27 protein-coding genes are annotated in these 26075 nt (G+C 69.9%); 13 read left to right on the forward strand and 14 right to left on the reverse strand.

Annotation, left to right across the window (positions count from 1 at the left end; genetic code table 11):
- Positions 1-94: 94 nt before the first annotated feature.
- The 4 genes from thiL to mutT form a co-directional block, all read right to left on the reverse strand.
- The gene (gene thiL / locus IEX18_RS04980) at positions 95-979 is read right to left on the reverse strand and encodes a thiamine-phosphate kinase (RefSeq protein ID WP_188657568.1); all 885 of its coding nucleotides are present in this window, start codon (positions 977-979) and stop codon (positions 95-97) included.
- Between the two features lie 322 nt (positions 980-1301).
- On the reverse strand, positions 1302-1478 hold the full coding sequence (locus IEX18_RS04985) for a DUF4169 family protein (RefSeq protein ID WP_188657569.1): 177 nt from the start codon (positions 1476-1478) through the stop codon (positions 1302-1304).
- A 2-nt stretch (positions 1479-1480) separates the two neighbouring features.
- Positions 1481-1936 carry a transcription antitermination factor NusB gene (gene nusB, locus IEX18_RS04990; protein ID WP_188657570.1) on the reverse strand — a complete coding sequence of 152 codons (456 nt, stop codon included), beginning with the start codon at positions 1934-1936 and terminating at the stop codon, positions 1481-1483.
- 33 nt (positions 1937-1969) lie between these two features.
- Positions 1970-2350 (reverse strand): 8-oxo-dGTP diphosphatase MutT, encoded by a 381-nt coding sequence (mutT, locus tag IEX18_RS04995; protein ID WP_188657571.1) that lies wholly within the window; start codon positions 2348-2350, stop codon positions 1970-1972.
- 154 nt (positions 2351-2504) lie between these two features.
- Here mutT and IEX18_RS05000 point away from each other — a divergent pair, with 154 nt between their 5' ends.
- Genes IEX18_RS05000 through IEX18_RS05010 form a run of 3 tightly spaced genes read left to right on the forward strand, consistent with a single transcriptional unit; the run spans position 2505 to position 4166 of the window.
- Complete coding sequence (locus IEX18_RS05000) at positions 2505-2966, forward strand: VOC family protein (RefSeq protein ID WP_188657572.1); 462 nt, start codon at positions 2505-2507, stop codon at positions 2964-2966.
- A 59-nt stretch (positions 2967-3025) separates the two neighbouring features.
- Positions 3026-3733, forward strand: a complete 708-nt coding sequence (locus IEX18_RS05005) for an NAD-dependent deacylase (RefSeq protein WP_188657573.1) — start codon at positions 3026-3028, stop codon at positions 3731-3733.
- Between the two features lie 49 nt (positions 3734-3782).
- Entirely contained in the window at positions 3783-4166 is a 384-nt protein-coding gene (locus IEX18_RS05010) for a glycine zipper 2TM domain-containing protein (RefSeq protein WP_188657574.1), read from the forward strand.
- Positions 4167-4188: 22 nt separating this feature from the next.
- On the opposite strand, the gene era is transcribed toward IEX18_RS05010, so the two are convergent.
- The 3 genes from era to lepB form a co-directional block, all read right to left on the reverse strand.
- Positions 4189-5097: a GTPase Era gene (gene era, locus IEX18_RS05015; protein ID WP_188657575.1), complete on the reverse strand. Its 909-nt coding sequence runs from the start codon at positions 5095-5097 to the stop codon at positions 4189-4191.
- 157 nt (positions 5098-5254) lie between these two features.
- On the reverse strand, positions 5255-5935 hold the full coding sequence (rnc, locus tag IEX18_RS18535; RefSeq protein ID WP_229664406.1) for a ribonuclease III: 681 nt from the start codon (positions 5933-5935) through the stop codon (positions 5255-5257).
- The gene (gene lepB, locus IEX18_RS18540; RefSeq protein WP_229664365.1) at positions 5932-6750 is read right to left on the reverse strand and encodes a signal peptidase I; all 819 of its coding nucleotides are present in this window, start codon (positions 6748-6750) and stop codon (positions 5932-5934) included. Before lepB ends, rnc begins: the two co-directional genes overlap by 4 nt.
- 134 nt (positions 6751-6884) lie before the next feature.
- Between lepB and pgi the strand changes: the two genes are divergently transcribed.
- Positions 6885-8375 (forward strand): glucose-6-phosphate isomerase, encoded by a 1491-nt coding sequence (pgi, locus tag IEX18_RS05025; RefSeq protein WP_188657576.1) that lies wholly within the window; start codon positions 6885-6887, stop codon positions 8373-8375.
- 15 nt (positions 8376-8390) lie between these two features.
- Here the strand turns inward: pgi and IEX18_RS05030 are convergent, their stop codons facing one another.
- Entirely contained in the window at positions 8391-8873 is a 483-nt protein-coding gene (locus IEX18_RS05030; protein ID WP_188657577.1) for a PilZ domain-containing protein, read from the reverse strand.
- A 117-nt stretch (positions 8874-8990) separates the two neighbouring features.
- Between IEX18_RS05030 and gorA the strand changes: the two genes are divergently transcribed.
- Positions 8991-10340 (forward strand): glutathione-disulfide reductase, encoded by a 1350-nt coding sequence (gorA, locus tag IEX18_RS05035; protein WP_188657578.1) that lies wholly within the window; start codon positions 8991-8993, stop codon positions 10338-10340.
- A 94-nt stretch (positions 10341-10434) separates the two neighbouring features.
- Here the strand turns inward: gorA and rarD are convergent, their stop codons facing one another.
- The 4 genes from rarD to IEX18_RS05055 form a co-directional block, all read right to left on the reverse strand.
- A complete protein-coding gene (gene rarD / locus IEX18_RS05040) occupies positions 10435-11313 on the reverse strand; it encodes an EamA family transporter RarD (RefSeq protein WP_188657579.1) in 879 nt (292 codons plus the stop codon).
- 68 nt (positions 11314-11381) lie between these two features.
- Complete coding sequence (locus IEX18_RS05045; RefSeq protein WP_188657580.1) at positions 11382-12695, reverse strand: dihydrolipoamide acetyltransferase family protein; 1314 nt, start codon at positions 12693-12695, stop codon at positions 11382-11384.
- Between the two features lie 2 nt (positions 12696-12697).
- A complete protein-coding gene (locus tag IEX18_RS05050) occupies positions 12698-13705 on the reverse strand; it encodes an alpha-ketoacid dehydrogenase subunit beta (RefSeq protein WP_188657851.1) in 1008 nt (335 codons plus the stop codon).
- Between the two features lie 185 nt (positions 13706-13890).
- Entirely contained in the window at positions 13891-15150 is a 1260-nt protein-coding gene (locus IEX18_RS05055; RefSeq protein WP_188657852.1) for a 3-methyl-2-oxobutanoate dehydrogenase (2-methylpropanoyl-transferring) subunit alpha, read from the reverse strand.
- A 336-nt stretch (positions 15151-15486) separates the two neighbouring features.
- Here IEX18_RS05055 and IEX18_RS05060 point away from each other — a divergent pair, with 336 nt between their 5' ends.
- The 4 genes from IEX18_RS05060 (at position 15487) to IEX18_RS05075 (ending at position 18126) form a co-directional block, all read left to right on the forward strand.
- On the forward strand, positions 15487-16857 hold the full coding sequence (locus IEX18_RS05060; RefSeq protein ID WP_188657581.1) for a DEAD/DEAH box helicase: 1371 nt from the start codon (positions 15487-15489) through the stop codon (positions 16855-16857).
- Between the two features lie 79 nt (positions 16858-16936).
- On the forward strand, positions 16937-17203 hold the full coding sequence (locus IEX18_RS05065; protein WP_188657582.1) for a hypothetical protein: 267 nt from the start codon (positions 16937-16939) through the stop codon (positions 17201-17203).
- Positions 17204-17263: 60 nt separating this feature from the next.
- Positions 17264-17701, forward strand: coding sequence for a PaaI family thioesterase (locus tag IEX18_RS05070; protein ID WP_188657583.1), 438 nt, complete (start codon positions 17264-17266; stop codon positions 17699-17701).
- Positions 17698-18126: a PaaI family thioesterase gene (locus tag IEX18_RS05075; protein ID WP_188657584.1), complete on the forward strand. Its 429-nt coding sequence runs from the start codon at positions 17698-17700 to the stop codon at positions 18124-18126. Before IEX18_RS05070 ends, IEX18_RS05075 begins: the two co-directional genes overlap by 4 nt.
- A 142-nt stretch (positions 18127-18268) precedes the next feature.
- Here the strand turns inward: IEX18_RS05075 and IEX18_RS05080 are convergent, their stop codons facing one another.
- On the reverse strand, positions 18269-19402 hold the full coding sequence (locus IEX18_RS05080) for a PQQ-dependent sugar dehydrogenase (RefSeq protein ID WP_188657585.1): 1134 nt from the start codon (positions 19400-19402) through the stop codon (positions 18269-18271).
- Positions 19403-19596: 194 nt separating this feature from the next.
- Between IEX18_RS05080 and rimP the strand changes: the two genes are divergently transcribed.
- Both rimP and nusA read left to right on the forward strand, forming a co-directional pair.
- The gene (gene rimP / locus IEX18_RS05085; protein ID WP_188657586.1) at positions 19597-20163 is read left to right on the forward strand and encodes a ribosome maturation protein RimP; all 567 of its coding nucleotides are present in this window, start codon (positions 19597-19599) and stop codon (positions 20161-20163) included.
- Complete coding sequence (nusA, locus tag IEX18_RS05090) at positions 20163-21803, forward strand: transcription termination factor NusA (protein WP_188657587.1); 1641 nt, start codon at positions 20163-20165, stop codon at positions 21801-21803. Before rimP ends, nusA begins: the two co-directional genes overlap by 1 nt.
- A 103-nt stretch (positions 21804-21906) precedes the next feature.
- On the opposite strand, the gene IEX18_RS05095 is transcribed toward nusA, so the two are convergent.
- On the reverse strand, positions 21907-22230 hold the full coding sequence (locus IEX18_RS05095; protein WP_188657588.1) for a GIY-YIG nuclease family protein: 324 nt from the start codon (positions 22228-22230) through the stop codon (positions 21907-21909).
- 158 nt (positions 22231-22388) lie between these two features.
- Between IEX18_RS05095 and IEX18_RS05100 the strand changes: the two genes are divergently transcribed.
- Together IEX18_RS05100 and infB are read left to right on the forward strand one after the other, a co-directional pair.
- The gene (locus IEX18_RS05100; protein ID WP_188657589.1) at positions 22389-23144 is read left to right on the forward strand and encodes a DUF448 domain-containing protein; all 756 of its coding nucleotides are present in this window, start codon (positions 22389-22391) and stop codon (positions 23142-23144) included.
- On the forward strand, positions 23141-25945 hold the full coding sequence (gene infB / locus IEX18_RS05105; protein ID WP_188657590.1) for a translation initiation factor IF-2: 2805 nt from the start codon (positions 23141-23143) through the stop codon (positions 25943-25945). Before IEX18_RS05100 ends, infB begins: the two co-directional genes overlap by 4 nt.
- Positions 25946-26075 lie beyond the last annotated feature (130 nt).

Genomic DNA, 26075 nt, shown 5'->3' on the forward strand with positions numbered 1-26075 from the left:
TCCTTCTCCTGTCCCGCACGGGCGCCATCATGGGCGTCCCGCGTCGGTCATCGGGGAAGCTACGCGATTCGCGGGCGCTGACAACCCATCCAGATCAACCGTGCTGCCAGCCGAGCCGGGCGGGCAGCGCGACGGGGCGGCCGTCTTCGGTCAGGGACAGGCCCTGCCCTGCCGCGAAGCTGCCGATGCAGGTCGCCGCAACGGGCGGCATCCAGCCGTCGGGCGCGGCGAAGAGCAGCTCGTAATCGTCGCCCGCGGTGGCGGCGGCGAGGCGATCCGGTCGCCAAGCGGCGAGCTCCGCCGAGAGCGGCACGGCGGCGAGGTCGATCGCGACCGCCAGCCCGCTTGCCGCCGCCATGCGGGCGGCATCGATCAGCAGCCCGTCCGATACGTCCATCATCGCATGGACATGGGGGGCGAGCGCCCGCCCCTCGGACAGCCGCGGCAGCGGACGGCGATAGCGGGCGAGCAGCGCCGCCGGTCCCGCCGCGCCCTGCGCGATCGCCAGCCCCGCAGCGGCATCGCCGATCGTGCCGGTGACCCACAAGGCATCGCCCGGCCGCGCCCCCGAGCGGCGCGGCGCGGCGGCATCGCGGCCGAAGGCAGTGACGGTCAGCACGCGCGGCGCGCCGGCGGGCAGGCTGACCGTGTCGCCGCCGATCAGGGGGCAGGCGAAGGCGGCGAGCGCCTCGGCGAGGCCGTCGAGAAAGGCGGCGTCCCAGTGTTGGTCGGTCAGCGGGTGGTTGAGCAGGATCCCCTCGATCAGCGCGCCCTTGGCGGCGAGATCGGAGAGGTTGGTGGCGACCAGCTTCCACGCCACGTCGCCGGGCGGGTCGGCGGGGAGGAAATGGACGCCCTCGACCAGAGTGTCGCTGGTGATGGTGAGGCCGGCGAGGGTCGCGGTGTCGTCGGCGAGGGCGTGCGCGCCGGGATGGAGCGGCAGGGCGCAGAGGCGGTCGAGGAACTCGGCTTCGGTCATGCGCCGGGGCCGCACGGGCCGGGTTGGTGAGGGCGCGAGTGACGCCCCACTGCCGTCATCCCCGCGGAGGCGGGGATCCATATCCTCTGACGGCCCGGGTTATGCGGAAGGCTCCCGCACGTCTGGATCCCCGCCTGCGCGGGGATGACGGAAGGGGTGTGGGAAGGACGTGCCATGGGCGCGGATCGGTTGCGGGACGGCAGTACGTCACCCCCGCCGTTCGCCCGACTGGACCCCGGCCTTCGGCGGGGTGGACAGTAGCGGGAGGTGCAGTCACCTACCGCAACAGCCTCCCCAAGCCCGTTCCCCAGGGCCACCGCCCTCACTCCTCCCGCTTCGCGCCGTCGAGCAGCGCGTGGCGGCGGGCGTCCGCCTCGGCCTCGGCAACCTTCTCCGCCTTCGTCCGGCCGAAGGCGCGGCGGTTGGCGTCCGCCTGCGCGACGCCCGCTGCCTTCGCCTTGGCCTTGCGCGCGCGGTTGAGGTTGACCACCTCGCCCATGGTCAGGCGCGCACGTCCTTCGCGATCGCATCGAGCAGGCCGTTGACGAAGCCCGACTCGCGCTTCTCGTAAAAGGCGTGGGCGACGTCGACATATTCGCTGATCGCCGCCGCGACCGGCACGTCGGGCCGGGCCATCAGCTCATAGGTGCCGGCGCGCAGGATCGCCTTCATCGGCTTGTCGAGCCGCGCCAGCGACCAGCCCGCGGCCAGCCGCTTCTCGATGGCGAGGTCGATCTCCCCCATCCGCGCCTGTGCGCCACGGACCACGTCGTCGAAGAAGTCGACGTCCGCCTCGGCATAATCGGCATCCTCGATCGTCGCGCCGAGCCGGTGATGGTGGAATTCGTGGAGCAGCGTGGGGACAGGCGTGCCCTCCATCTCATGCTGGTAGAGCGCCTGGACGGCGGCGAGGCGCGCGGCGGCGCGGGCCTTGGTGCGGTTGACGTTACGGGACATGGCGCAGCCCATTAGGCGCTTGCGCGGCGCGCGTCATCCCTCCGCCAGCCGCCGCGCCACCGGCACGTCGGCGGGCAAGAGGTCGAGCGCGGCCAGATCGGCCGGCGCGACCCAGCGCACCGCGTCGTGGACGGTCAGGCCGATCTCCCCCGACAGCCAGGTCGCGCGGATCGCGATCAGTTCGATCGCGCCGCCCGGATAGCGGTGGACGACACGGGTCAGCTCCTCCCCCGCCGCGACGGCGATCCCCAGCTCCTCGCGCAGCTCGCGGACCATGCAGTCCGCAGGCGTCTCGCCGGGCTCGAGCTTGCCGCCCGGAAACTCCCACGCCCCCGCCATCGCCTGCCCCTCTGCCCGCCGCGCGACCAGCACGGTGCCGTCGCGCTCGAGGATGGCTGCGGCGACCTGTTTCATGGGGCGGGGGTGGCGTGGGGGTGGGGGTTTGTCAAAAGGGATGCGCGACGAGAGCGGGCAGGTCCTGACGGGAAGTGCTTCTACATCGCCCGAAAGCCCGCTTTCCGCTTCCGCTCACTTGCGGACATCCTGCGTCGGCCCCACACGTCCGCTCATGACCGATGCCGCAAACGTAATTACCGTCGACCACACAGGCTTCGCTGTTTCGTCTTTGGACGCAGCCATCCGGTTCTGGACGGAGGCGCTCGGCTTCACGCTAGAGCGTCAGACGGAGATGGGCGGCGCCTTCCTGCATCAGGTGACTGGTGTCATTGACCCGAATGTAAAGACAGCGATCGTCAAGGCACCCGACGGCTACGCGGTCGAATTGCTGCAATATTCGAACGGCTTCCAGAACGGGAGGGTACCCGACAGCGCGGGATCGATCGGAGCCGCTCACCTGGCTTTGACCGTGAGGGACATTCACGCCGCCATCACCCGCGTCGAAGCGGCAGGATGGAAAGCGAAGGGTAGTCCGCTGCCGATCCCGGGCGGTCCACGGCAGGGAACCTTGGTGGCCTACGTTTCAGGCCCCGATCACGTCACGATAGAGCTCATGCAGCCGCCAGCCCGTTGATAGCCGGCGGCTGCTCCCCACCACTTTCAGCCAGTCCAACCCTTCCATATGCTCCACGCATGACCACCCTCCCCAACATCGTCATCCTCACCGGCGCGGGCATCTCCGCCGAGTCGGGTATCGCCACGTTCCGCGGGCCGGGCGGGTTGTGGGAGGGGCATCGGGTTGAGGACGTCTGTACGCCCGAGGCGTTGGCGCGCGATCCCGAGCTGGTGCATCGCTTCTACGACCTGCGGCGGGCGGCGCTCGCGGACGTGGAGCCGAATGCGGCGCATCGAGCGCTCGCAAAGCTCGATGCGGCGTGGCCGGGGGAGCTGCTGATAGTCACCCAAAATGTCGACGACCTGCACGAACGCGCCGGGGCGCGGCGGCTGGTGCATATGCATGGGGAGCTGGTGTCGGCGCTCTGTGCCGCGTGCGGGGCGCGGGCGCGACACGCCGGGGCCTTGCCGCCGGGCAGCGCCTGCGCGGCGTGCGGGGCGGCGGCACTGCGGCCGGACATCGTGTTCTTCGGCGAGATGCCCTACCGGATGGAGCGGATCGAGGCGGCGCTGGCGGCGGCGGACCTGTTCGTGTCGATCGGCACGTCGGGCGCGGTCTATCCGGCAGCGGGGTTCGTGCAACTCGCGGCGCATTATGGCGCGCACACGCTCGAGCTGAACCTCGATCCCTCGGCCGGCAGCGCGGCGTTCGACGAGAGCCGGCTGGGGCCGGCGGGGGTGCTGGTGCCGGAATGGGTCGCGGGGCTGCTGCAAGAGCTACAATGAACTGAACGCGATGCGCTTCGTTCGAGGGGTCCGGAAAGGAGCCTGCCCCATGAAGAACGCCCTGATCGCCGCCCTGATGGTCGCGACCGTCACTCCCGCCATGACCGTGCCCACCGCCGCCGTCGCCCAGCGCAACGACCGCGGGGATTATCGCTGGCACGGCGACGAGGACAATTGGGACCCGCGCCGCGACTATCGCCGTGGCAATTATCGCGAGCGCCGGCTGACCCGCGAGGACCGGATCTATCGCGGTCAGGACGGGCGCGCCTATTGCCGCCGCAACGACGGTACGACCGGCCTGGTGGTCGGCGGCGTCGGCGGCGCGGTGCTGGGCAATCTCGTCGGGGGCGGCCTGCTCGGCACGCTGGCCGGCGGTGCGGGCGGCGCGCTGCTCGGCCGCTCGGTCGATCGCGGCAACGTCCGCTGCCGCTGACGGGTCCGGGGCCGGGTGGGCGTCAGTCCACCCAGTCCAGCCCTATATCCCTATAGAGCTGGCGGTCCTCGTCCCAGCCCGGCCGCACCTTCACGTGAAGGTAGAGATGGACGGGCCGGTCGAGGATCGTCGCCAGCTCGGCCCGCGCCCGCGCCCCGATCTCGCGGATGCGCGCGCCGCCCTTGCCAAGCACGATCGCGCGCTGGGTCGGGCGCTCGACCAGCACCTGCTGGTGGATCTCCACCGATCCGTCCTCGCGCTCCTTGAACGCCTCGGTCTCGACCGCGCTGGCATAGGGCAGCTCGGCGTGGAGCTGGAGATAGATCTGCTCGCGCGTCACCTCCGCCGCGAGCGCGCGCTCGCTGGCGTCGGACACCTGATCCTCGGGGTAATGCCAGGGGCCCGGCGGCATCGCCCTGGCGAAGGCGGCCTTGAGCTCGGCGAGCCCGTCGCCGGTCTGGGCGGAGACGAACCAGGTTTCGGCGAACGGGATCAGTGCGTTGAGCCGCTCGGCATGGAGCAGCAGCTTCGCCTTGTCGGCGATGTCGACCTTGTTGAGGATCAGGTGACGCGGCTCGGGCCGGTCGCGGATCGCCTCGGCGATGTCGGTGACCTTCGAGCCGAGGCCGCCCTTGGCATCGACCACCAGCGCGAGGATGTCGGCCCCCTCGGTCCCGCCCCAGGCGGCGGAGACCATCGCGCGGTCGAGCCGGCGCTTGGGCTCAAAGATGCCGGGCGTGTCGACCAGCAGGATCTGCGCATCGCCCTCGATCGCGACGCCGAGCAGCTTGGTGCGCGTGGTCTGCGCCTTGGGGCTGACGATCGCGACCTTCTGGCCGACCAGCGCATTGACCAGCGTCGACTTGCCGGCATTGGGGGCACCGACGACGGCGACAAGGCCGCAGCGCTGTTCGGGTGGGGGGGTGGTCATGCTGTTCGGTCCTGTGATTGGGGGAGGGCATCGTCCCCCGTCGTCCGTTCGCTCTTGAGGAAAGCGGCCCTTCGACAGGCTCAGGGCGAACGGAGCTTTGGGCAACCCTCTTGGCCGAACACCTAACCGCTCGCCCCGCGCTTGTCGAAGGGCTGCGCTATGTCCGGGCCCCGCCCCTCACCTGCTCCAGCAGCGCCCTCGCCGCCGCCGTTTCGGCCTCCTGCTTGTTTCCTGCGGTCGCCTCGGCGCGGGCGAAGCTGCCGATCGCGACGGCGACGGTGAAGCGCGGTGCATGGCCGGGGCCGGAACGATCGAGCAGCGTATATTCGGGCGGGCGGCGGCCGGCGGCGGCGGCCCATTCCTGCAGGGCGGACTTGGGATGCTGGGGCGCCTTGCCGCCGCTATGGACGCGGTCGCCCCAGGCGCCGCGGACGAAGCTGCGCACCGCATCGAGCCCCGCCTCGCGATACCAGGCGCCGATCAGCGCCTCCATCACGTCGCCCAGCACATTGTCGCTGTCCGACGCGCCGTCGGCGAGCGCCTGCTTGCCGAGCCGCAGATGGGGTCGGACGCCGAGCGAGCGGGCGACGTCGGCGCAGACCGCTCCGGTCACCAGCGCGTTGAGCCGCTTCGACAGCTGCCCTTCGGGTTCGGCCGGGAACACGTCCCACAGCCATTCGGCCATGACGAGGCCGAGCACCCGGTCGCCGAGGAATTCGAGGCGCTCATAGGTCTCGCCGCCATGGCTGCCATGGGTCAGCGCGCGCACGAAGGGCGAGACGTCCGCGGGCGTACGGCCGAAGGTCTCGGCCAGCCACGCCGCCAGGGGCTGGCTCAGAACCCCTCTCCGATGCGGCTCCCGCGCGCCGCCGACACCCAGGTCCAGGGCTTGAGCCACTCGGCCGAACCGTCGGTCGAGAAGAAGGTGACCATCGCGCGCCCCTCCACCCGGTCGAGCGGGATGAAGCCCATGCCCTCGGGCGGGGCGAAGCGGCTGTCGGCGCTGTCGTCGCGATTGTCGCCCATCAGGAAGACGTTGCCGGCCGGCACGATGTAGACGCCGGTATCGTCCGCCTGCGGAATGTCGCGCTGGTCGAGCACGTCGTAGCTGCGCCCGCCCGGCAGCGTCTCGCGGTAGCGGCGATAGCGGCAGACGGCGCGGCCCGACGCCTCGGTCTGCTGGAATTCCGGATCGCAGTGCCGCGCGTCGAAATTGGGGGAGAGCGGCAGCACGAAGTCGGCGATCCGCTGCTTGGGGATCGCGCGCCCGTTGAGGAAGAGCTGGCCGCCGCGCATCTGCACCGTGTCGCCGGGCAGGCCGATGACGCGCTTGATGACGTCGTGATCGTCGGGCCCGGGCGAGCGGAACACCACCACGTCGCCGCGCGCGGGCGTCGCCCAGCCGATCCGGCCGGGCACGGGGATGAAGCCCCAGGGCAGCGACCAGCGCGAGAAGCCGTAATTCCATTTCGAGACGAACAGATAGTCGCCGATCAGCAGCCGCGGCAGCATCGATTCGGACGGGATCGAGAACGGCGCCAGGATGAAGCTGCGGAAGATCAGCACGATCAGCGCGAGCTTCACGAAGAAGCGCAGCGTCTCGCCGGCTTCGGAGCGGGGGGCGGTCGCGGTGGCGGGCTTGGGATCGGCCATGGCCCAGCGGGTTGGCGCGCCTCCCGGCCCCCGTCAAGCCGGCAACGCGGCGCTTGCACGCGGGAGCCCGTGCGGCGATGGGACGTTAGGGACGCCGCCATGCCGATGGTACCCGACGACTTGGAGACGACAAGATGGCCGACTGGTCCGCGATCGAAGCCCTGCCCGCCCGGCGCCTGACCGAGCTGTTCGATGCCGATACCGACCGGCTCGCCCGGCTGTCGCTCGACGTCGCGGGGATCCATTTCGACTGGTCGAAGACGCATCTGACCGCCGAGGCGATCGCCGCATTCGAGGCGCTGGCCAAGGCGCAGGACCTGGCCGGCAAGCGCGAGGCGATGTTCGGCGGCGAGCATGTCAACGTCACCGAGGACCGGCCGGTCGAGCACACCGCCGAACGCGGCGAGGGCAATCCGGAGAGCGTCGCGCGCGCGCGCCAGTTCCACGCCCGGATGCGCGCGCTGATCGACGCGATCGAGGCGGGCGCGCTGGGCGACATCCGCCACGTGCTGCATATCGGCATCGGCGGCTCGGCATTGGGTCCCGACCTGCTGATCGACGCGCTGGGCCGCGAGGATCGGCGCTACGACGTGGCGATCGTCTCCAATGTCGACGGCGTCGCGCTGGAGGACGTGTTCGCGAAGTTCGATCCCTCCGCGACGCTGCTCGTGATCGCGTCCAAGACCTTCACCACCACCGAGACGATGCTCAATGCCGCCTCGGCGATCGGCTGGATGACCGAGAACGGGGTCGACGATCCCTATGGCCGCGTCGTCGCGCTGACCGCCAATCCCGCCAAGGCGATCGAATGGGGCGTCGACGAGACGCGGGTGCTGCCGTTCAGCGAGGGCGTCGGCGGCCGCTATTCGCTCTGGTCGTCGATCGGCTTCCCGGCGGCGATCGGGCTCGGCTGGTCCGCCTTCGAGGAGCTGCTGGAGGGCGCAGGCGAGATGGATCGCCATTTCCGCCTGTCGGCGCTGCACGAGAATGCGCCGGCGCTCGCCGCCTTCGCCGACCTCTATTATACCCAGGTGCGCCACTGCGAGACGCGCGCGCCCTTCGCCTATGACGAGCGGCTGCGGCTGCTGCCCAGCTATCTGCAACAGCTGGAAATGGAATCGAACGGCAAGTCGGTGACCGCCGACGGCCAGCCGGTGGGACGCCCGACCGCGCCGATCACCTGGGGCGGGGTCGGCACCGACGCCCAGCACGCGGTGTTCCAGCTCCTCCACCAGGGTACGCATCTCGTCCCGGTCGAATTCATCGCGGTGATCGAGGCGGGGGACACGCTGGCCGAGGATCATCACCGCCAGCTGCTGCTCAACGCCTTCGCGCAGGGCGCCGCGCTGATGAAGGGCAAGCAGGCCGAGGATCCGGCGCGCAGCTATCCGGGCGATCGCCCCTCCTCGACCCTGCTGCTCGACACGCTCGACGCGCGCACGCTCGGCGCACTGATCGCGTTCTACGAGCATCGCACCTTCGTCAACGGCGTGCTGCTGGGGATCAACAGCTTCGACCAGTTCGGCGTCGAGCTGGGCAAGGAGATGGCGAAGGCCGCCGATCAGGGCGGGCAGGACTTCGACCCCTCCACCACCGACCTGATCCGTCGCGCCGGCCTCGATTGAGGGCGGCCGCCGCGCTCAGCCGAGCGCGGCGTGGAGCCGGCGGAGCGGTTCGGCCACCCTGTCCCACAGGATCCATCCGGCCATCGCGATCATCGCGAAGGGGATGAGGACCAGCGTGGCATATTGCAGCGCGGAGCCGATCGAACGGCTCCGCTCCGCGGCGGGCCGGACGGTCATCGACGCGGCGAGCGGCGGACGGTGGGCGACCCGACCGACCCGTCCGTCGGCGAGACTGGCGAGATCGACCGGGTCCTGAAGCCGCACCCCGATCCGCTCCCCGGCCCGCCAGCGCACCTGTCCGGCCATCATCAGCGTGCCGCGGCGGATGTCGACGAACGATCCGCGCCGTGGCGGCGGCGCGTCGTGGACGACGATGGTCAGACCCCGCGCCGAGTGGTTGCGGATCGTCACGTCGCAGACCGGCCCCTCTCCCCGCAGCGAGGCAGGCAGCGAGACGGAGCGACGCGCCTCGCGCTGGGCAGAACCGGTCATGGCCATGGCGCGGAGCTAACAGCCTGAAGGTTAAGGCTTTGCCAAACGGGACTTGCCCGCATCCGCCGTGGACGCCATCTCGGCCCGGACCGGCCGCGCACCGCCTGCCGACAGGAACGACGCATGTCCCACTACGACTATGACCTCCTCACCATCGGCGCGGGTTCGGGCGGCACGCGCGCCAGCCGGGTCGCGGCGGCGCATGGCGCGCGCGTGGCGGTGGCGGAGGAATACAGGGTCGGCGGCACCTGCGTGATTCGCGGCTGCGTGCCCAAGAAGCTGCTCGTCTATGGCGCGCATTTCGCCGAGGACCTGCGCGACGCCCAGCATTTTGGCTGGGACGTGCCCTCGCCATGCAGCTTTTCCTGGCCGACCTTGCGCGACAACGTGCTGCGCGAGGTCGACCGGATCAACGGCGCCTATACCCAGACGCTCCAGAACAACGGCGTCGAGATCATCCCGCAGCGCGCCGTCGTCACCGGCCCGAACAGCGTGCGCCTCGCCGACGGGACCGAGCGGACAGCGGAACGCATCCTGATCGCGGTCGGCGCGCATCCGGCGATCCCCGAGATCCCCGGCCACGAACACGGCATCACCAGCAACGAGGTGTTCCACCTGCCCGAGCTGCCGCGCCGCATCCTGATCGCCGGCGGCGGCTATATCGCCAACGAGTTCGCCGGCATCTTCCACCAGTTCGGCAGCCATGTGATCCTGGCGAACCGCAGCCAGGAGCTGCTGCGCGGCTATGACGCGCAGATCCGCGATCGGCTGCTCCAGATCGCCACGATGAAGGGGATCGAGTTCCGCTTCGACGCGGCCTTTCGCGGGATCGACAAGGGCGAGGACGGCTGCCTGACCGTCCATCTCGCAAACCACGAGCCGGTGGTGGTCGACCAGGTCCTGTTCGCGACCGGCCGCCGCCCCAACACCAGCGGGCTGGGGCTGGAGACGGCCGGCGTGGAGATCGATGACCTGGGTGCGGTGAAGGTCGACGAGGATCATCGCTCCACCTGCCCCTCCATCTATGCGATCGGCGACGTCACCAACCGCATCCAGCTGACCCCCGTGGCGATCCGCGAAGGGCAGGCCTTTGCCGACACCGTGTATGGCGGCAAGCCGACGAAGGTCGACTATCGCTGCGTCCCAGCGGCGGTGTTCAGCCATCCGCCCATGGCGGGCGTCGGGCTGACCGAGGCGCAGGCGAAGCAGCAATATGGCTCGGTGAAGGTCTATTCCTCCGACTTCCGCCCGATGAAGAACGTGCTGGCCGGGCGCAACGAGCGCGCGCTCTACAAGATGGTGTGCGACGGGCTGACCGACCGGGTGCTCGGCATCCACATGATCGGGCCCGACGTGCCCGAGATCATCCAGATCTGCGCCGTCGCGGTGAAGGCGGGGCTGACCAAGGCCGATTTCGACGCCACCGTGGCGCTGCATCCGAGCATGGCGGAGGAGCTGGTGCTGCTGCGGTAGGCAGGCCTCCTGCTCCACCCTCCGTTCGCCCTGAGCTTGCCGAAGCACGAACGGAGAGAGGACCGGGTACGAACGGACGGGAGCAGGATGCGAACTACGCCGCCGCGACCCGCGCGCTCCGCCATCCGGCCAGCGCATAGAGCGCGCACCCGGCCCAGATCAGGGCGAAGGCGGCGATGTGGTATGCCCGCAGCGGCTCGCCGAACAGCAGCACCGCCTGCATCAGTTGCAGCGTCGGCGCGAGATACTGGAACAGGCCGAGCGTCGCGTAGCGCAGCCGCTTCGCCGCGGCGGCGAAGAGCAGCAGCGGCACCGCGGTGATCGCGCCCGCCAGGATCAGCAGCAGGTCGGTATGGCCGCTGGTGCCGAACGCGCCGGTGCCGTCCGCCTGCGCCCAGCCGATCACCGCCAGCGCCGGCGCCACCAGGATCAGCGTCTCCACCGTCAGCCCGCCCAGCGCATCGATCGCCGCTACCTTGCGGATCAGCCCGTAGACGCCGAAGCTGAAGGCGAGGAGGAGCGAGATCCACACCGATCCGCCGCCCGATACCGCCATCACCACCACCCCCGCCGCGGCGATGCCGACCGCGGCGAGCTGCACCCGCCCCACCCGCTCGCCCAGCACCAGCATGCCGAGCGCGACGTTGAGCAGCGGGTTGATGAAATAGCCCAGGCTCGCCTCGAGCACATGCTCGTGCCCGACCGCCCAGATATAGGTCAGCCAGTTGATCGCGATCAGCGTCGCGCTGGCGCAGAGCAGGGCCAGCGTGCGCCCCCGCGCCGCCGCCCGGATCGCGCCGACCCGGCGCAGCGCGACGACCAGCACCGCCAGCAGGATCACCGACCACAGGATACGGTGGGCCAGGATCTGCGTCGCGGGCACGCCGTGCAGCAGCTTGAAATAGATCGGCAGCAGGCCCCATGCCGTGTAGGCGCCGACCGCCTGCCACAATCCCTTCGCCTGTTCGCTCATGTCCCCGCCCATCGACGGGTTCATGGCGCGGTGCAACATGCTTGTGGTTGCGGCCGGAAAAGTCCCGCTCAGTCGGCGAAGAGCAGCACCGGCGTCTCCAGATACTTGCGCACCGCCTGTACGTAGCTGGCCGCATCCCAGCCATCGACCACGCGATGGTCGCAGCTGATCGACAGGTTCATCAATTTGGCCCGGACGATCTCGTCACCCCGAAAAACCGGACGCTCGACGATCTTGTTGGGGCCGATGATCGCCACCTCCGGCCGGTTGATCACCGGCGTCGTCGCGATGCCGCCGAGAGGACCCAGCGAGGTGACGGTGATGGTACCGCCGCCCAGCTCCTGCGGGGTCAGCTTCTGCGCGCGCGCCGCCTCTGCCAGGCGAGTGATCTCGGTGGCGAGCTGCCAGACATTCTTGTCCTGCGCGTCGCGGATCACCGGCACCGTCAGCCCGGCTTCGGTCTGGGTCGCCATGCCGAGATGAATGCGGCCCGAGCGGGTCACCACCCCGGCCTCGTCGTCATAGCGGGCGTTGAGCATCGGAAAGTCGGGCAGGGTGCGGCAGATGGCGACGATCAGGAAGGGGAGCATCGTCAGCTTGGGCCGATCGCCGCGATGCGCGTTCAGATCCGCACGCATCGCCTCCAGCGCGGTGACGTCGATCTCGTCGACATAGGTGAAGTGCGGGATGTGGCGCTTGGCCGCCGCCATGTTCTCGGCGATGCGGCGGCGCATGCCGATGACGCGGACCTGCTCGTCGTCGCGGACGCGGTCGGCGGGCGCGCCATAGCCTTGGCCGGCATTGTAGCGCAGGTACGCGTCGAGATCGGCGTGGCGGAGGCGCTCGCCCTCGGCGGGGCGGACCTGCGACAGGTCGATGCCGAGGTCGCGCGCGCGGGCACGGACGGCGGGCGAGGCGAGGATGGGCGTACGCTCCTCCCCACTCTGGGGAGGGGGACCGTCCGCCGCAGGCGGATGGTGGAGGGGCGCTTCCGCGGGCGGAGTCGCCTGTGGCGCTCCCCCTCCACCAGCCTGCGGCTGGTCCCCCTCCCCGCGAGCGGGGAGGATCTGGCTTTCCTCGACGCCGGGATTCTCTGCCTCGAGGACGGTTCCCTCGGTCGCGGGCGATACGGCCTCCTCGCCCTCGGTCTCGATCACCACCAGCGCCGAGCCGATCGGGATCTGGTCGCCGACCTCGCCCGCCAGCTCGACCACCGTGCCGGCGACGGGCGACTCCATCTCGACGGTCGCCTTGTCGGTCATCATGTCGGCGAGGTTCTGGTCCTCTTCGACCCGGTCGCCGATCTTCACGTGCCAGGCGACGATCTCGGCCTCGGCGATGCCTTCGCCGATATCCGGGAGGCGGAAGGTGAAGCGGGCCATCCTCAAACGTCCTTCATGATCTTCTTGAGCGCCTGGCCGATACGGACAGGCCCCGGGAAATACGCCCATTCCAGGCTGTGCGGATACGGCGTGTCGAAGCCCGTCACCCGTTCGATCGGCGCCTCGAGATGGTAGAAGCACCGTTCCTGCACCAGCGCCGACAGTTCCGCGCCGAAGCCGGAGGTGCGCGTCGCCTCGTGCACGATCATGCAGCGGCCGGTCTTCCTCACCGACGCCTCGATCGTCGCGATATCGAGGGGGACGAGGGTGCGCAGGTCGATGATCTCGGCATCGACGCCCTCTTCCTCGACCACCTTGGCGCAGACATGCACCATCGTGCCATAGGCGAGGATCGTCAGCGCCTCGCCTGCCCGCACCACCGCCGCCGTGCCGAGATCGACGCGATAGTGGCCGGTCGGCACGTCGCCGCCGGGATGCTTCGACCAGTTCTCCGCCGGCCGGTCCCAATGGCCGTTGAAGGGGCCGTTATAGATGCGCTTGGGCTCGAGGAAGAGGACGGGGTCGTTGTCCTCGATCGCGGCGATCAGCAGCCCCTTCGCGTCATAGGGCGTCGACGGGATCACCGTCTTCATGCCCGAGACATGGGTGAAGATCCCCTCGGGCGACTGGGAGTGGGTCTGGCCGCCGAAGATGCCGCCGCCATAGGGCGAGCGGATCGTGATCGGTGCGGTGAACTCGCCCGCCGAGCGATAGCGCAGCCGCGCCGCCTCCGACACCAGCTGGTCGAGCGCGGGATAGATATAGTCGGCGAACTGGATCTCCGGCACCGGCCGGAGACCATAGGCTCCCATGCCGATCGCGACGCCCATGATCCCCGTCTCGGTGATCGGCGTGTCGAAGACGCGGGTCTTGCCGTATTTCGCCTGCAGCCCGGCCGTGGCGCGGAACACGCCGCCGAAATAGCCCACATCCTCGCCCATCACGACGACATCGGCGTCGCGCGCCATCATCACGTCGAGCGCGGAGTTGATCGCCTGGATCATGTTCATGCGGGTGGTGGTGTCGGTCATCGTGTCGCTCATGCCTCAAGCTCCTCCCCACTTGTGGGGAGGGGGACCGCCGGCGCAGCCGGTGGTGGAGGGGAGCAGCCACGCGCGATGCGCTCGCGGCGATCCCCCTCCACCAGCCTGCGGCTGGTTCCCCTCCCCGCGAGCGGGGAGGATCTTCCCGCCCGTCACTTGCGCGCCCATGGCCGGCCGCTCGCTTCTTCCTCGGCGAGCATCTGCGCCCGCTGCTCCCTGAGATGCCACGGCATCTCCTCGAACACCCCGTCGAACAGCGAATCGAGCGGCTGGTGCAGACCATGGCCGAGGATGCCGTTCTTCTCGGCCTCCTTCTGCGCCGCCTTCACCTCCTCGGCGAGTTCGCGGTCCTGCGCGGCATGGCGATCCTCGTCCCACTCGCTGATCGCGATCAGGTGATCCTTGAGCCGGCGGATCGGATCGCCCAGCGGCCAGGCGGTCGGCTCGCCGGCGGACCGGTATTGCGACGGATCGTCGGAGGTCGAGTGCCCCTCCGCCCGGTAGGTGAAATGTTCGATCAGCGTCGGCCCGGCATTGGTGCGCGCCCGCTCCGCGGCCCATTGCGTCGCCGCATAGACGGCGAGCGCGTCGTTGCCGTCCACCCGCAGCGAGGCGATGCCATAGCCGATCCCGCGCGCCGCGAAGGTGGTCGATTCCGCCCCGGCAAAGCCCGAGAAGCTGGAGATCGCCCACTGGTTGTTGACGATGTTCATCACCACCGGCGCCCGGTAGACGGCGGCGAAGGTGCAGGCGGAGTGGAAATCGCCCTCCGCCGTCGACCCCTCGCCGCACCACACCGCGGCGATGCGGCTGTCGCCCTTCGCGGCAGAGGCCATCGCCCAGCCCACCGCCTGCGGATATTGCGTGGTGAGATTGCCCGAGATCGAGAAGAAGCCGAACCGCTTTTCCGAATACATGATCGGCAGCTGCTTGCCGCCCAGCTTGTCGCCCGTGTTCGAGTAGATCTGGTTCATCATGTCGACGAGCGGGCAGCCGCGCGCGATCAGCAGCCCCTGCTGGCGATAGGAGGGGAAGCACATATCCTCCGCATCGAGCGCGTGCGCCGCCGCGATCGCCACCGCCTCCTCGCCCAGCGCCTTCATGTAGAAGCTGGTCTTGCCCTGCCGCTGCGCGCGGAACATCCGCTCGTCGAATGCGCGCAGCCGCACCATGTCGCGCAGCATCCGCCGCAGCGTATCGGGCGCCAGCCGCGGGTTCCACGGGCCGACCGCCTGCCCCTGCTCGTCGAGCACGCGCACCATCGTATAGGCGAGTTCGGCGAAGTCGCGGGGCGCCGCGCCGGTATCGGGGCGGCGGGCGGCGCCGGCGGCGGGGATCTCGACCTCCGCGAAGTCGACCGTATCGCCGGGCCGGAAGCGGGGTTCCGGCACGTGCAGCGACAGGCGCGGCATGTTGGGGCGCATGGGCGCGCCGGGATCCTCGGCCACTCTCTCTCCACTTCCGCTGGGGCGAATCCGCGTCCGCCCGTGGTTTCCATCCTTTTCGCGCCGTTGTAATTAAATTTCAAGTCTGAGCGACCGCCGGAGCGGCGGAATCTTGACTTATCCGGCGCCCGCGCTAGGTAGCCCGGTATCGAGGCGTCATGCAGCGTGAACGGATCATCGTATCCGGGCTCCGCCTCGGCTGAACCGCAAGGCTTCCCTTTTCACGCGGGGCGTCAATTTCCCCCGCCGTCCGTGCGCCCGCATCCCGGGCGCCGGCCAACGGCATGTTGGCATAGGATTTCCATGACTTTCTCTACACTCGGCCTGTCCGAGCCGCTGGTCCGCGCGCTCGAAGCCAAGGGCTACGTCACCCCCACCCCGATCCAGGCGCAGGCGATCCCGACGCTGATCGAGGGCCGCGACCTGCTCGGCATCGCGCAGACCGGCACCGGCAAGACCGCCGCCTTCGTCCTCCCCTCGATCCAGCGGCTCGTCGCCGCCGGCAAGCGCGTGCTGCCGACGCATGTGCGGATGCTGGTGCTCGCCCCGACGCGCGAGCTGGCCAGCCAGATCGCCGACAATGCGCGCGGCTACGCCAAATTCTCGAAGCTGAGCGTCGCCACCGTGTTCGGCGGCACCAGCATCAACAAGAACCGGCAGGACGTGTCGCGCGGCGTCGACATCCTCGTCGCGACGCCGGGCCGGCTGATCGATCTGGTCGAGCAGGGCTTCGTCAACCTGTCGATGATCGAGATCCTCGTCCTCGACGAGGCGGACCAGATGCTCGACCTCGGCTTCATCCACGCGCTGAAGCGGATCGTGAAGATGGTGCCGCGCAAGCGCCAGACGCTGTTCTTCTCGGCGACCATGCCGACCTCGATCCGCGATCTGGCCAACCAGTTCCTGACCGATCCGGCCACTGTCTCGGTCGTCCCCGCGGCCACCACGGCGGAGCGGGTCGACCAGGTCGTGACCTTCGTCAACCAGACCGAGAAGCAGGCGCTGCTGACCCTGACGCTGCGCGACGAGGCGATCGACCGCGCGCTGGTCTTCACCCGCACCAAGCATGGCGCCGACCGCGTCGTGAAGCTGCTCGCCGGCAACGGCATCGCCGCGGCCGCGATCCACGGCAACAAGAGCCAGGCGCAGCGCGAGCGGGCGCTGGGCGCGTTCAAGTCGGGCGAGGTGCGCATCCTGGTCGCGACCGATATCGCCGCCCGCGGCATCGACGTGTCGGGCGTCAGCCACGTCATCAACTTCGAGCTGCCGAACGTGCCCGAACAGTATGTCCACCGCATCGGCCGCACCGCGCGCGCCGGGGCGAGCGGCATCGCCATCTCCTTCTGCGCCGATGACGAGCGGCCGTACCTGAAGGATATCGAGAAGGTGACCCGGCAGAAGGTGCCGGTGCGCCCGCTGCCCGAGGACTTCCTGCGTCAGGCGGATGCGATCAAGGCCGCGCGCATCAAGGCGATCGGCGCCGACCCCGCCCCGCGCGAGGATCGTCCGCGTGGCGCCCGCCCGCCGATGAAGCCGCGCGCGACGCACCAGCCGACCGCGACCGGCAGCGCCACGGGTCGCAACTATGCCAATGCCAGCCGGCGCGGACGCGGCGGCCGGGGGCGTGGCGGCAGCGGCGGCGGCCGCGGCGCGGGAGCCTCCGCGGCGCGCTGATCGCCCCTTGCCGAAATGAAACGGCGGATACGGGCACGTCGCTCGCGGGTTAGCGCTTCCTGACCAAGGGAGAGCCGCCATGGACGTGTCCGTCACCCCGATCGCCGAACGCATCGCTCGCGTCCTCGCGGCGGAGCGGATCAGCGCCAATGGCGAGGGCGCGGAGGAGTCCGCCGCCGCCCATATCGACAGCGCCTGGCGCGACCATCTGCCCGAGGCGGTCGCGGTGCTGCGCACCCTGCGCGAGCCGGACGAGACGATGGCGGCCGTCGGCGACGTCGCCGTCTGGGAACGCATGGTGCGGGCGGCGATCGAGGCGTCCAAGCCGCCGACGGTGGTCTTGTAGGGCGCGCGACTCCATCTCGATCGTTGCGTCGGCCCTTCGCCCGTGTAGACGCATGGCATCATGTCCGGTTTCGACGTCGTCCGTTTCGCCGAAGCGCTCCGCCATGGGCATGGGGGGCGGGTCGGGATCGGCTATCATGCGCACGGCACGGAGCCGGACGCGCACTGGGTCGAGCTGGCCCTCCCCTATCATCCCGACCTGATCGGCGATCCGGAGAGCGGCGTCATCGCGTCGGGGCCGATCGCGACGTTGATGGACATGGCAACCAGCATGGCGGTGTGGCGACGGCGTGGGCGGTTCCTGCCGCATGCGACGCTGGACCTGCGCATCGACTATCTGCGTGCCGCACGCCCCTTGCAGACGGTGGTAGGGCGCGGCGAATGCTATCGGCTCGGGCGCTCGATCGCCTTCGTCCGCGGGCAGGCGCATGACGGCGATCCGGACGATCCGGTCGCGCATGTCGCCGGCACCTTCATGCTGATGGATGGCTGGGCATGAGCGCCGCGCCGCTGCCGCCCTATGCCCGGCTGCTGGGGCTGACGCTGGAAGAGGATGCGGACGGGTCACCGGTGCTGGTGATGCCGTTCGGCACGGACGTGCTGGGCCGGCCGGGCTTTCTCCACGGCGGAGCGATCGCGGGGCTGCTGGAGGTCGCGGCGGTGGCGGCGCTGCGGCACGCGCTGGCGGCGGAGGGCGACGCGCGGATCAAGCCGGTCAACGTCACGGTCGACTATCAGCGCGGCGGTCGCGACAGGCCGACCCGCGCGGCGGCGACGATCGCACGGCTGGGAACGCGCATCGCGAATGTCGAGGCGCGCGCGTGGCAGGACGATCCGGCGCGACCGATCGCGACGGCGCGGGTCAATTTCCTGCTGGTGCGGGAGCCGGAGGTGGGTAGGAAAGCGGGAGAGACGCTTTCCTGACCGTTGCTGAGGTTGGGCCTGCGGCCTATTTCTACGTCATGCCGGGCTCGTCCCGGCATCCACCGGTCCGCACATGCTGCGCGCGTTGCCTTCGCGACACGGTGGATCCCGGAACACGTCCGGGATGACGGTTGAAGCCCCCTCACCCCCGCGGCGTCAGGCGCAGCAATCGCCCGCCCGAGCCGCGGCCGCCGTCTTCCAGCACCCAGATCGCGCCGTCGGGTCCCTGCTCGACCTCGCGGATGCGCGCGCCCATCGGCCATTGATCGCCCTTGGCGGCGCGGTCGCCGTCGAGGTCGACGCGGACCAGCGACTGGCTCGATAGGCCGCCGATGAACGCATCGCCCTTCCATTGCGGGAAGAGGTTGCCCGAATAGATCATCAGTCCGCCCGGCGAGATCACCGGATTCCACCAGACCTTGGGCGCCTCATAGCCGTCGCCCGGCCGGTGATCGGGAATGTCGCGGCCGTCATAATGCGAGCCGTTCGAGGCGTTGGGCCAGCCATAGTTACGGCCGGGCAGGATGAGGTTGACCTCGTCGCCCCCCTTCGGCCCCATCTCCTGTTCCCAGAGCCGCCCCTCGGCGTCGAAGGCGATGCCGAGCAGGTTGCGATGGCCATAGGTCCACACCTCCGGCAGGAAGCCGTGCTTGCTCAGCGGATTGCCCGGCGCGGGCTTGCCGTCCTGCGTCAGCCGCAGCACCTTGCCGAGCGAGCCGGACTTGTCCTGCGCCGGCGTGAACTTCTGTCGCTCGCCATTGGTGAAGAAGAGATAGCCGTCGGGCGAGAAGGCGATGCGCCCCGAGTAATGGCCGTCGCCCTCGACCAGCGGGGTCGCGCGGTAGAGCGTCTCGATCTCGCCAAGCCGCATCCCGTTCGCGCCGTCCGGGCGCAGCCGGCCGCGCGCCAGCACCACGCCCTTGCCGCCCTGCCCGGCCGCCGAATAGCTGAAATAGACCCGGCCGGAGGTGCGATAGTCAGGGGCGAGAACGACGTCCATCAACCCACCCTGCCCGGCCGAATCGACCGCGATCGTCGCCACCGTCTGCTGCTGCTTGCCGTCGGCGGAGACGAGCTGCATCCGCCCCTGTTTCTCGGTCACCAGCATCCGGCCGTCGGGCAGGAAGGTCATGGCCCAGGGTGCGTCGAAGTCGGCGACCACCGTCTTCGTGAAGGGCAGCGTATCCGGGGCGGGTGCCGCCTGCTCCCCGGCGGACGCGCTGCCCGCGCAGACGAGAAGGGCGAGCGGCAGGGCGGCGAGAAGACGCTGGTTCATGACAACTCCCGAACGATGATCCTGATGATCGGCAACGCCGCGTACGGGCTTTGGATGCGAGAGGCTTGCCGGATCGCCGCCAGGCGCGTATATCACCCGTGCTTTCTCTACATCGCCAGATGAAGAGGTCGCGGGGCGGGGCCTCGCGGCGCCGGAGCCGCTTGACGTTCGCCCTGCCTTCCACGGAGTTACGCTTGGTCGATATCGCTGCCCTTTCCGCCCTGATCGAGCCCGAGGCGCGTGCGCTCGGCTTCGACCTGGTGCGCGTGAAGATGACGGGCGGCAAGTCGGACCCGACGCTGCAGGTGATGGCCGAGCGGCCCGACACGCGCCAGCTGACGATCGACGATTGTTCGGACCTGTCGCATCGCATCTCCGACCTGCTCGACCGGCTCGAGGCGGAGGGGCGCGACCCGATCCCCGAGGCGTATCGGCTGGAGGTCTCCTCGCCCGGCATCGACCGGCCGCTGACCCGGCTGAAGGATTTCGCCGACTGGCAGGGGCATGAGGCGCGCATCCGCCTGACCGCGCCGCAGGACGGGCGCAAGCAGCTGACCGGCGACCTGGCCGGGGTGGAGGGGTCGCGCATCGCGGTCGCCATGGGCCAGCACGGCACCGTGACGATCGACTTCGCCGAGGTCGCCGACGCCAAGCTGATGATGACCGACCGTCTCATCGCCGCCACCGCGCCCCTTTCCACGGAGGGCGCCGACGAATTCGAAGACATGTCCGACGACACGCTTGCAGAGGATACCCACTGATGGCCACGGCCACCGCCAACCGCGCCGAACTGATCGCGATCGCCAATTCGGTCGCGACCGAGAAGATGATCGACCGCGCCATCGTCATCGAGGCGATGGAGGACGCGATCCAGCGCGCCGCCCGCACCCGCTACGGGCAGGAAATGGACATCCGCGCCAAGCTCGACGCCAATACCGGCGACCTGCGGCTGTGGCGCGTGGTCGAGGTGGTGGAGCTGGTCGACGACCTGTACAAGCAGGTCTCGGTCAAGGACGCGCAGAAGCTCAAGCCCGGTGCCGTGGTCGGCGACTTCCTCGTCGACCCGCTGCCGCCGATCGAGTTCGGCCGCATCCAGGCGCAGGCGTCGAAGCAGGTCATCTTCCAGAAGGTCCGCGACGCCGAGCGCGAGCGGCAATATGAAGAGTTCAAGGACCGCCAGGGCGAGATCATCACCGGCGTCGTCAAGCGCGTCGAGTTCGGCCATATCGTCGTCGACCTGGGCCGCGCCGAGGGCGTGATCCGCCGCGACCAGCAGATCCCGCGCGAGGTGGTGCGCGTCAACGACCGCATCCGGTCGCTGATCCTGAAGGTGGTGCGCGAGAATCGCGGGCCGCAGATCTTCCTCAGCCGTGCGCATCCCGACTTCATGAAGAAGCTGTTCGCGCAGGAAGTGCCGGAGATCTACGACGGCATCATCACCATCCAGGCGGCGGCTCGCGATCCGGGTTCGCGCGCGAAGATCGGCGTGATCAGCCGCGACTCGTCGATCGATCCGGTCGGCGCCTGCGTCGGCATGAAGGGCAGCCGCGTGCAGGCGGTCGTGCAGGAGATGCAGGGCGAGAAGATCGACATCATCCCCTGGTCGCCCGACACCGCGACCTTCGTCGTCAACGCGCTCCAGCCCGCCAGCGTCAGCCGCGTCGTGATCGACGAGGAAGAGGACCGGATCGAGGTGGTCGTGCCCGACGACCAGCTGAGCCTCGCCATCGGCCGCCGCGGCCAGAATGTCCGCCTCGCCAGCCAGCTGACCGGCAAGGCGATCGACATCCTGACCGAGGCCGACGCCAGCGAGAAGCGCCAGAAGGAGTTCGTCGCGAATTCCGAGCTGTTCCAGAACGAGCTCGACGTGGACGAGACGCTGGCGCAGCTGCTGGTCGCCGAGGGCTTCACCAGCCTCGAGGAGGTCGCCTATGTCGAGCTCGACGAGCTGGCGGCGATCGAGGGCTTCGACGAGGATCTGGCGCAGGAGCTGCAGAGCCGCGCGACCGAGGCGCTGGAGCGCCGCGAGCAGGCCAATCGCGACGAGCGCATCGCGCTCGGCGTGTCGGACGACCTGACCACCATGCCCTATCTGACCGAGGCGATGCTGGTCACGCTGGGCAAGGCGGGGATCAAGACGCTCGACGATCTCGCCGATCTGGCGACCGACGAGCTGGTCGAGAAGAAGCGCGCCGAGCCGCGCCGCCGCGGCGACGACGCCCCCAAGCGGGCCGAGCCCAAGGGCGGGATCCTCGCCCAGTACGGCCTGTCGGACGAGCAGGGCAACGAGATCATCATGGCCGCCCGCGCCCACTGGTTCGCCGACGAAGAGACCGGCGACGCCGCAGACGCGGATGCGGACGCGATCGAGGGAGACGCGCATGCGGAACCCTCGCAATGATCGCCCGGATCTAGACCATTGCCGTCATGCCGGGCTCGTCCCGGCATCCACCCGTCCGCTTGCAACCTTGCAAGCGGCGTGTGCGGAGCCGTGGATGCCGGGACTAGCCCGGCATGACGGATGGAAGCGGCGGCAGGCCAAGTCCGACCGCGAGATCGTTCCACCCGGGATTGTCGCGCTCGATCAGGTTCTTCTTCCAGTCGCGCGGCCATCGCTTGATGCGCTTCTCGGCGGCAATGGCTGCCTCCATCGTATCCGCCACATCGAACCAGACGAGGCGGTGGACGGCATGGCGCCTAGTGAAGCCGCAGAAGCTGCCATCGCGATGCTGGAGGATGCGGCCGATCAGGTTCGATGTGACGCCGACGTACAGCGTGCCGTTGAAGCCGCTGGCAAGGATGTACACGCACGGCTGACGCTCCCGCATGGGGGCAGTGCTGCACAGGTCGATACGCAATCGCAACGAACTTTGGCATGCCGGGCTCGTCCCGGCATCCACGGTGCCGCAGGTGCCGCACCGGTCGTGCTGACGGCCCGGTGGATGCCGGGACAAGCCCGGCATGACGGACTGGGGAGGGCCGCCGCATGACCGACCCCGTCCGGTCCTGCATCCTGACCCGCGAGCGGGCGACGCCGCGGCATCTGGTGCGGCTTGCGCTGGCACCGGACGGCACCATCCTGCCCGACGTCCGCGCCAAGGCGCCGGGGCGCGGCGCGTGGATCGGGGTGACGCGCGCCGAGCTCGAGACGGCGATCGCCAAGGGCAAGCTGCGCGGTGCGCTCGCGCGCGCCTTCAAGACCGGCGAGATCGCCATCCCCGACGACCTGCCGGCGCGGATCGCGGCGGCGCTGGAGCGCAACGCGCTCGACCGGCTGGGGCTGGAAGCGCGGGCGGGTACGCTGACCACCGGCACCGATCGGATCGTCACCGCGGCGCGGTCCGGCCAGGTCCGCGCGCTCTACCATGCGGCCGATGCGGGCGAGGATGGCGCGCGCAAACTGGCGCAGGCGTGGCGCGTCGGATCGGACCGCGAGGGATCGGATGTGAGGGGGTTGGCGTTGCCGCTTCCCCGCACCATATTGTCGTTGGCGCTGGGCCGCGAAAATGTGGTACACATCGCGCTGACCGACCGCGCTGCGGCGATGCGGGTGAGCGAGGCGCTCGACCGCTGGCTGCACTTCATCGGATTTGAAACCCTGATCGGCCCCCGGCGGGATACATCGCCGGAAGCCTCTACGGCCCCTTGCGAAACGGCCTCGCAAGGCGCATCGGCGCACCGCCCCGGCATGTCCGGGGACGAGGCGTCACCGGCCGCGACTGTGCACGAGGAATTTGAGTGAGCGATACCGACAACGACAAGCCGAAGCTGGGCATGCGCGCGCCGCTGGGCGTTCGCCGCACCGTCGAGACCGGCAAGGTCAAGCAGAGCTTCAGCCACGGTCGCTCCAACACGGTGATCGTGGAGACGAAGAAGGCCCGCACCTTCCGTCGCCCCGGAGAGGGCGGCCCCGCCGAGTCGCCGGCGCCCGCTCCGGCCGCGGCTGCGCCCCAGCCGGCGCCGCCCGCGCCGGTGCCTGCTCCCGCGCGTCCCGCGCCGTCGAACGAGACGCCGCAGGAGCGCGTCGCCCGCCTCGCCCGCGAGGCCGAGGAGCAGCGCATGCACGCGCTGGAGGATGCCCGCCGTCGCGAGGATGCCGAGCGCGCCCGCGCCGCCGAGGAGGAACGCGCCCGCGCCGCCGCGCCGCCGCCCCCGCCGGCTCCCGAGCCTGCACCCGAACCAGCACCCGCTCCTGTGGCCGAGGCCTCGACGCCTGGCGTCGCGGTGCCGACTCCGGCCGGTCGCGGCTTCCGCCCCGTCGCGCGCCCGGTGCCGCCGCCTGCGCCCGAGCCCGAGGCTGCACCGGCGGTCGCGGCCGAGCCGGTCGCCGCGCCCACGCCGACCCCGGCGCCCGCTCCGGCACCCGCCCCTGCCCCGCAGCGCGCGGCCCCGCCGCCTCCGCCGACGCTGGAGCTGAGCCGCGATCCGTCGATGCCGGCGCCGCGCCGCTTCTCGCCGGTCGCCCGGCCCGAGATCCCGAAGCCGCAGCCCAAGCCGGTGGAGCAGCCCGCTGCCGCCGCGCCCGCCCCCGCCGCTGCGCCGTCCGCGGCGCAGGCGTCGCAGCAGCGCAGCTTCACCTCCGGCGCGGCGACTCCGCGCAACGCACCGCCCAGCCGTCCGCAGCAGCGCGATCGCAAGGGCGACGAGCGTCGCGGCGGCAAGCTGACCGTCAATCGCGCGCTGGGTGATGGCGACGGTGCCCGTGCCCGCTCGCTCGCGGCGCTGAAGCGCGCCCGCGAAAAGGAGAAGCGTTCGTTCGGCGGCCCGCGCGAGGCGCAGCCCAAGCAGGTCCGCGACGTGCAGGTGCCCGAGGCGATCACCGTCCAGGAGCTCGCCAATCGCATGGCCGAGAAGGGCGCGGACCTGGTCAAGGCGCTGTTCAAGATGGGCATGCCCGTCACCGTCAACCAGACGATCGACCAGGACACGGCCGAGCTGCTGGTGACCGAGTTCGGGCACAACATCGTGCGCGTGTCGGACAGCGACGTCGATCTGGGCGCGGATACCAGCGAGGATGCGGCCGAGTCGCTGAAGCCGCGTCCGCCGGTGGTGACGATCATGGGCCATGTCGACCATGGCAAGACCAGCCTGCTCGACGCGCTGCGCGGCACCGACGTGGTGCGCGGCGAGGCGGGTGGCATCACCCAGCATATCGGCGCCTATCAGGTCACGCTGAAGGACAAGTCGAAGATCACCTTCCTCGACACGCCGGGCCATGAGGCGTTCAGCGAGATGCGCGCCCGCGGCGCCAATGTCACCGACATCGTCGTGCTGACCGTGGCCGCGGACGACGGGCTGATGCCGCAGACGATCGAGGCGATCAACCACACGAAGGCGGCCGGCGTGCCGATGATCGTGGCGATCAACAAGATCGACAAGCACGAGGCCAATGCCCAGCGCGTGCGCGAGCGCCTGCTGGAACATGAGGTGATCGTCGAGGAGATGGGCGGCGAGACGCAGGACGTCGAAGTCTCCGCGCTGAAGAAGACCGGGCTCGATCAGCTGGTCGAGAAGATCCAGCTCCAGGCGGAGCTGCTCGAACTGCGCGCCAATCCGGATCGCGCGGCCGAGGGTACGGTGATCGAGGCGAAGCTCGACAAGGGCCGCGGCCCGGTGGCGACGATCCTGGTCAATCGCGGCACGCTGAAGGTCGGCGACGTCTTCGTCGTCGGCGCCGAGTCCGGTCGCGTCCGCGCGCTGGTCGACGACAAGGGTCGGCAGATCAAGGAGGCGCTGCCCTCCATGCCGGTCGAGGTGCTGGGCCTGTCGGGCGTGCCCCAGGCGGGCGACCTGCTCCAGGTTGTCGAGAACGAGGCGCGCGCCCGCGAGGTCGCCGAATATCGTCAGGGCGTGCTGACCCAGAAGCGGACCACGTCTGCCCCGGCCAGCCTGGAGAGCATGTTCTCCGCGCTCAAGGACAAGCAGGCGATCGAGTATCCGCTGGTCGTCAAGGCGGACACGCAGGGGACGGTCGAGGCGATCGTGGGATCGATCAACAAGATCTCCACCGACCTGATCCGTGCGCGCATCCTCCATTCGGGCGTGGGCGGCATCACCGAGAGCGACGTGACCCTGGCGGGCGCCAGCGGCGCGCCGATCATCGGCTTCAACGTCCGCGCCAATGCCAAGGCGCGCGAGATCGCCGACCGGCAGAAGGTGGCGTTGAAATATTACGACGTCATCTACGATCTGGTCGACGAGATCCGGGCGGGCATGGCCGGCGAGCTGGGCCCCGAGGCGTTCGAGACGGTGGTCGGCCGGGCCGAGATCCGCGAGGTCTTCTCCGCGGGCAAGCACGGCAAGGCGGCGGGTCTGCTCGTCACCGACGGCGTCATCCGCAAGGCGCTCAAGGCGCGCATCACGCGCAACGACGTCATCATCTATCAGGGTGAGATCGCGTCGCTGCGTCGCTTCAAGGACGATGTCGCCGAAGTGCGCGCCGGTCTGGAGTGCGGTGTGACGTTCACGCAGAACTTCGTGGACATCAAGCCGGGCGACTATCTCGAAACCTTCGAGGTCGAGATGCGCGAGCGGACGCTCTGATACTTCCCCTCTCCCATCGGGAGAGGGAAGGAGCCGCGCAGCGGCGGGAGGGTGAGGGTGCGATACGGACCACCCTCACCCTCCCACCCGGCTTCGCCGGGCGGGCCCCTCCCTCTCCCGGCGGGAGAGG

Origin of the sequence: Sphingomonas metalli (assembly GCF_014641735.1) — a bacterium.
Taxonomy (GTDB): domain Bacteria; phylum Pseudomonadota; class Alphaproteobacteria; order Sphingomonadales; family Sphingomonadaceae; genus Sphingomonas; species Sphingomonas metalli.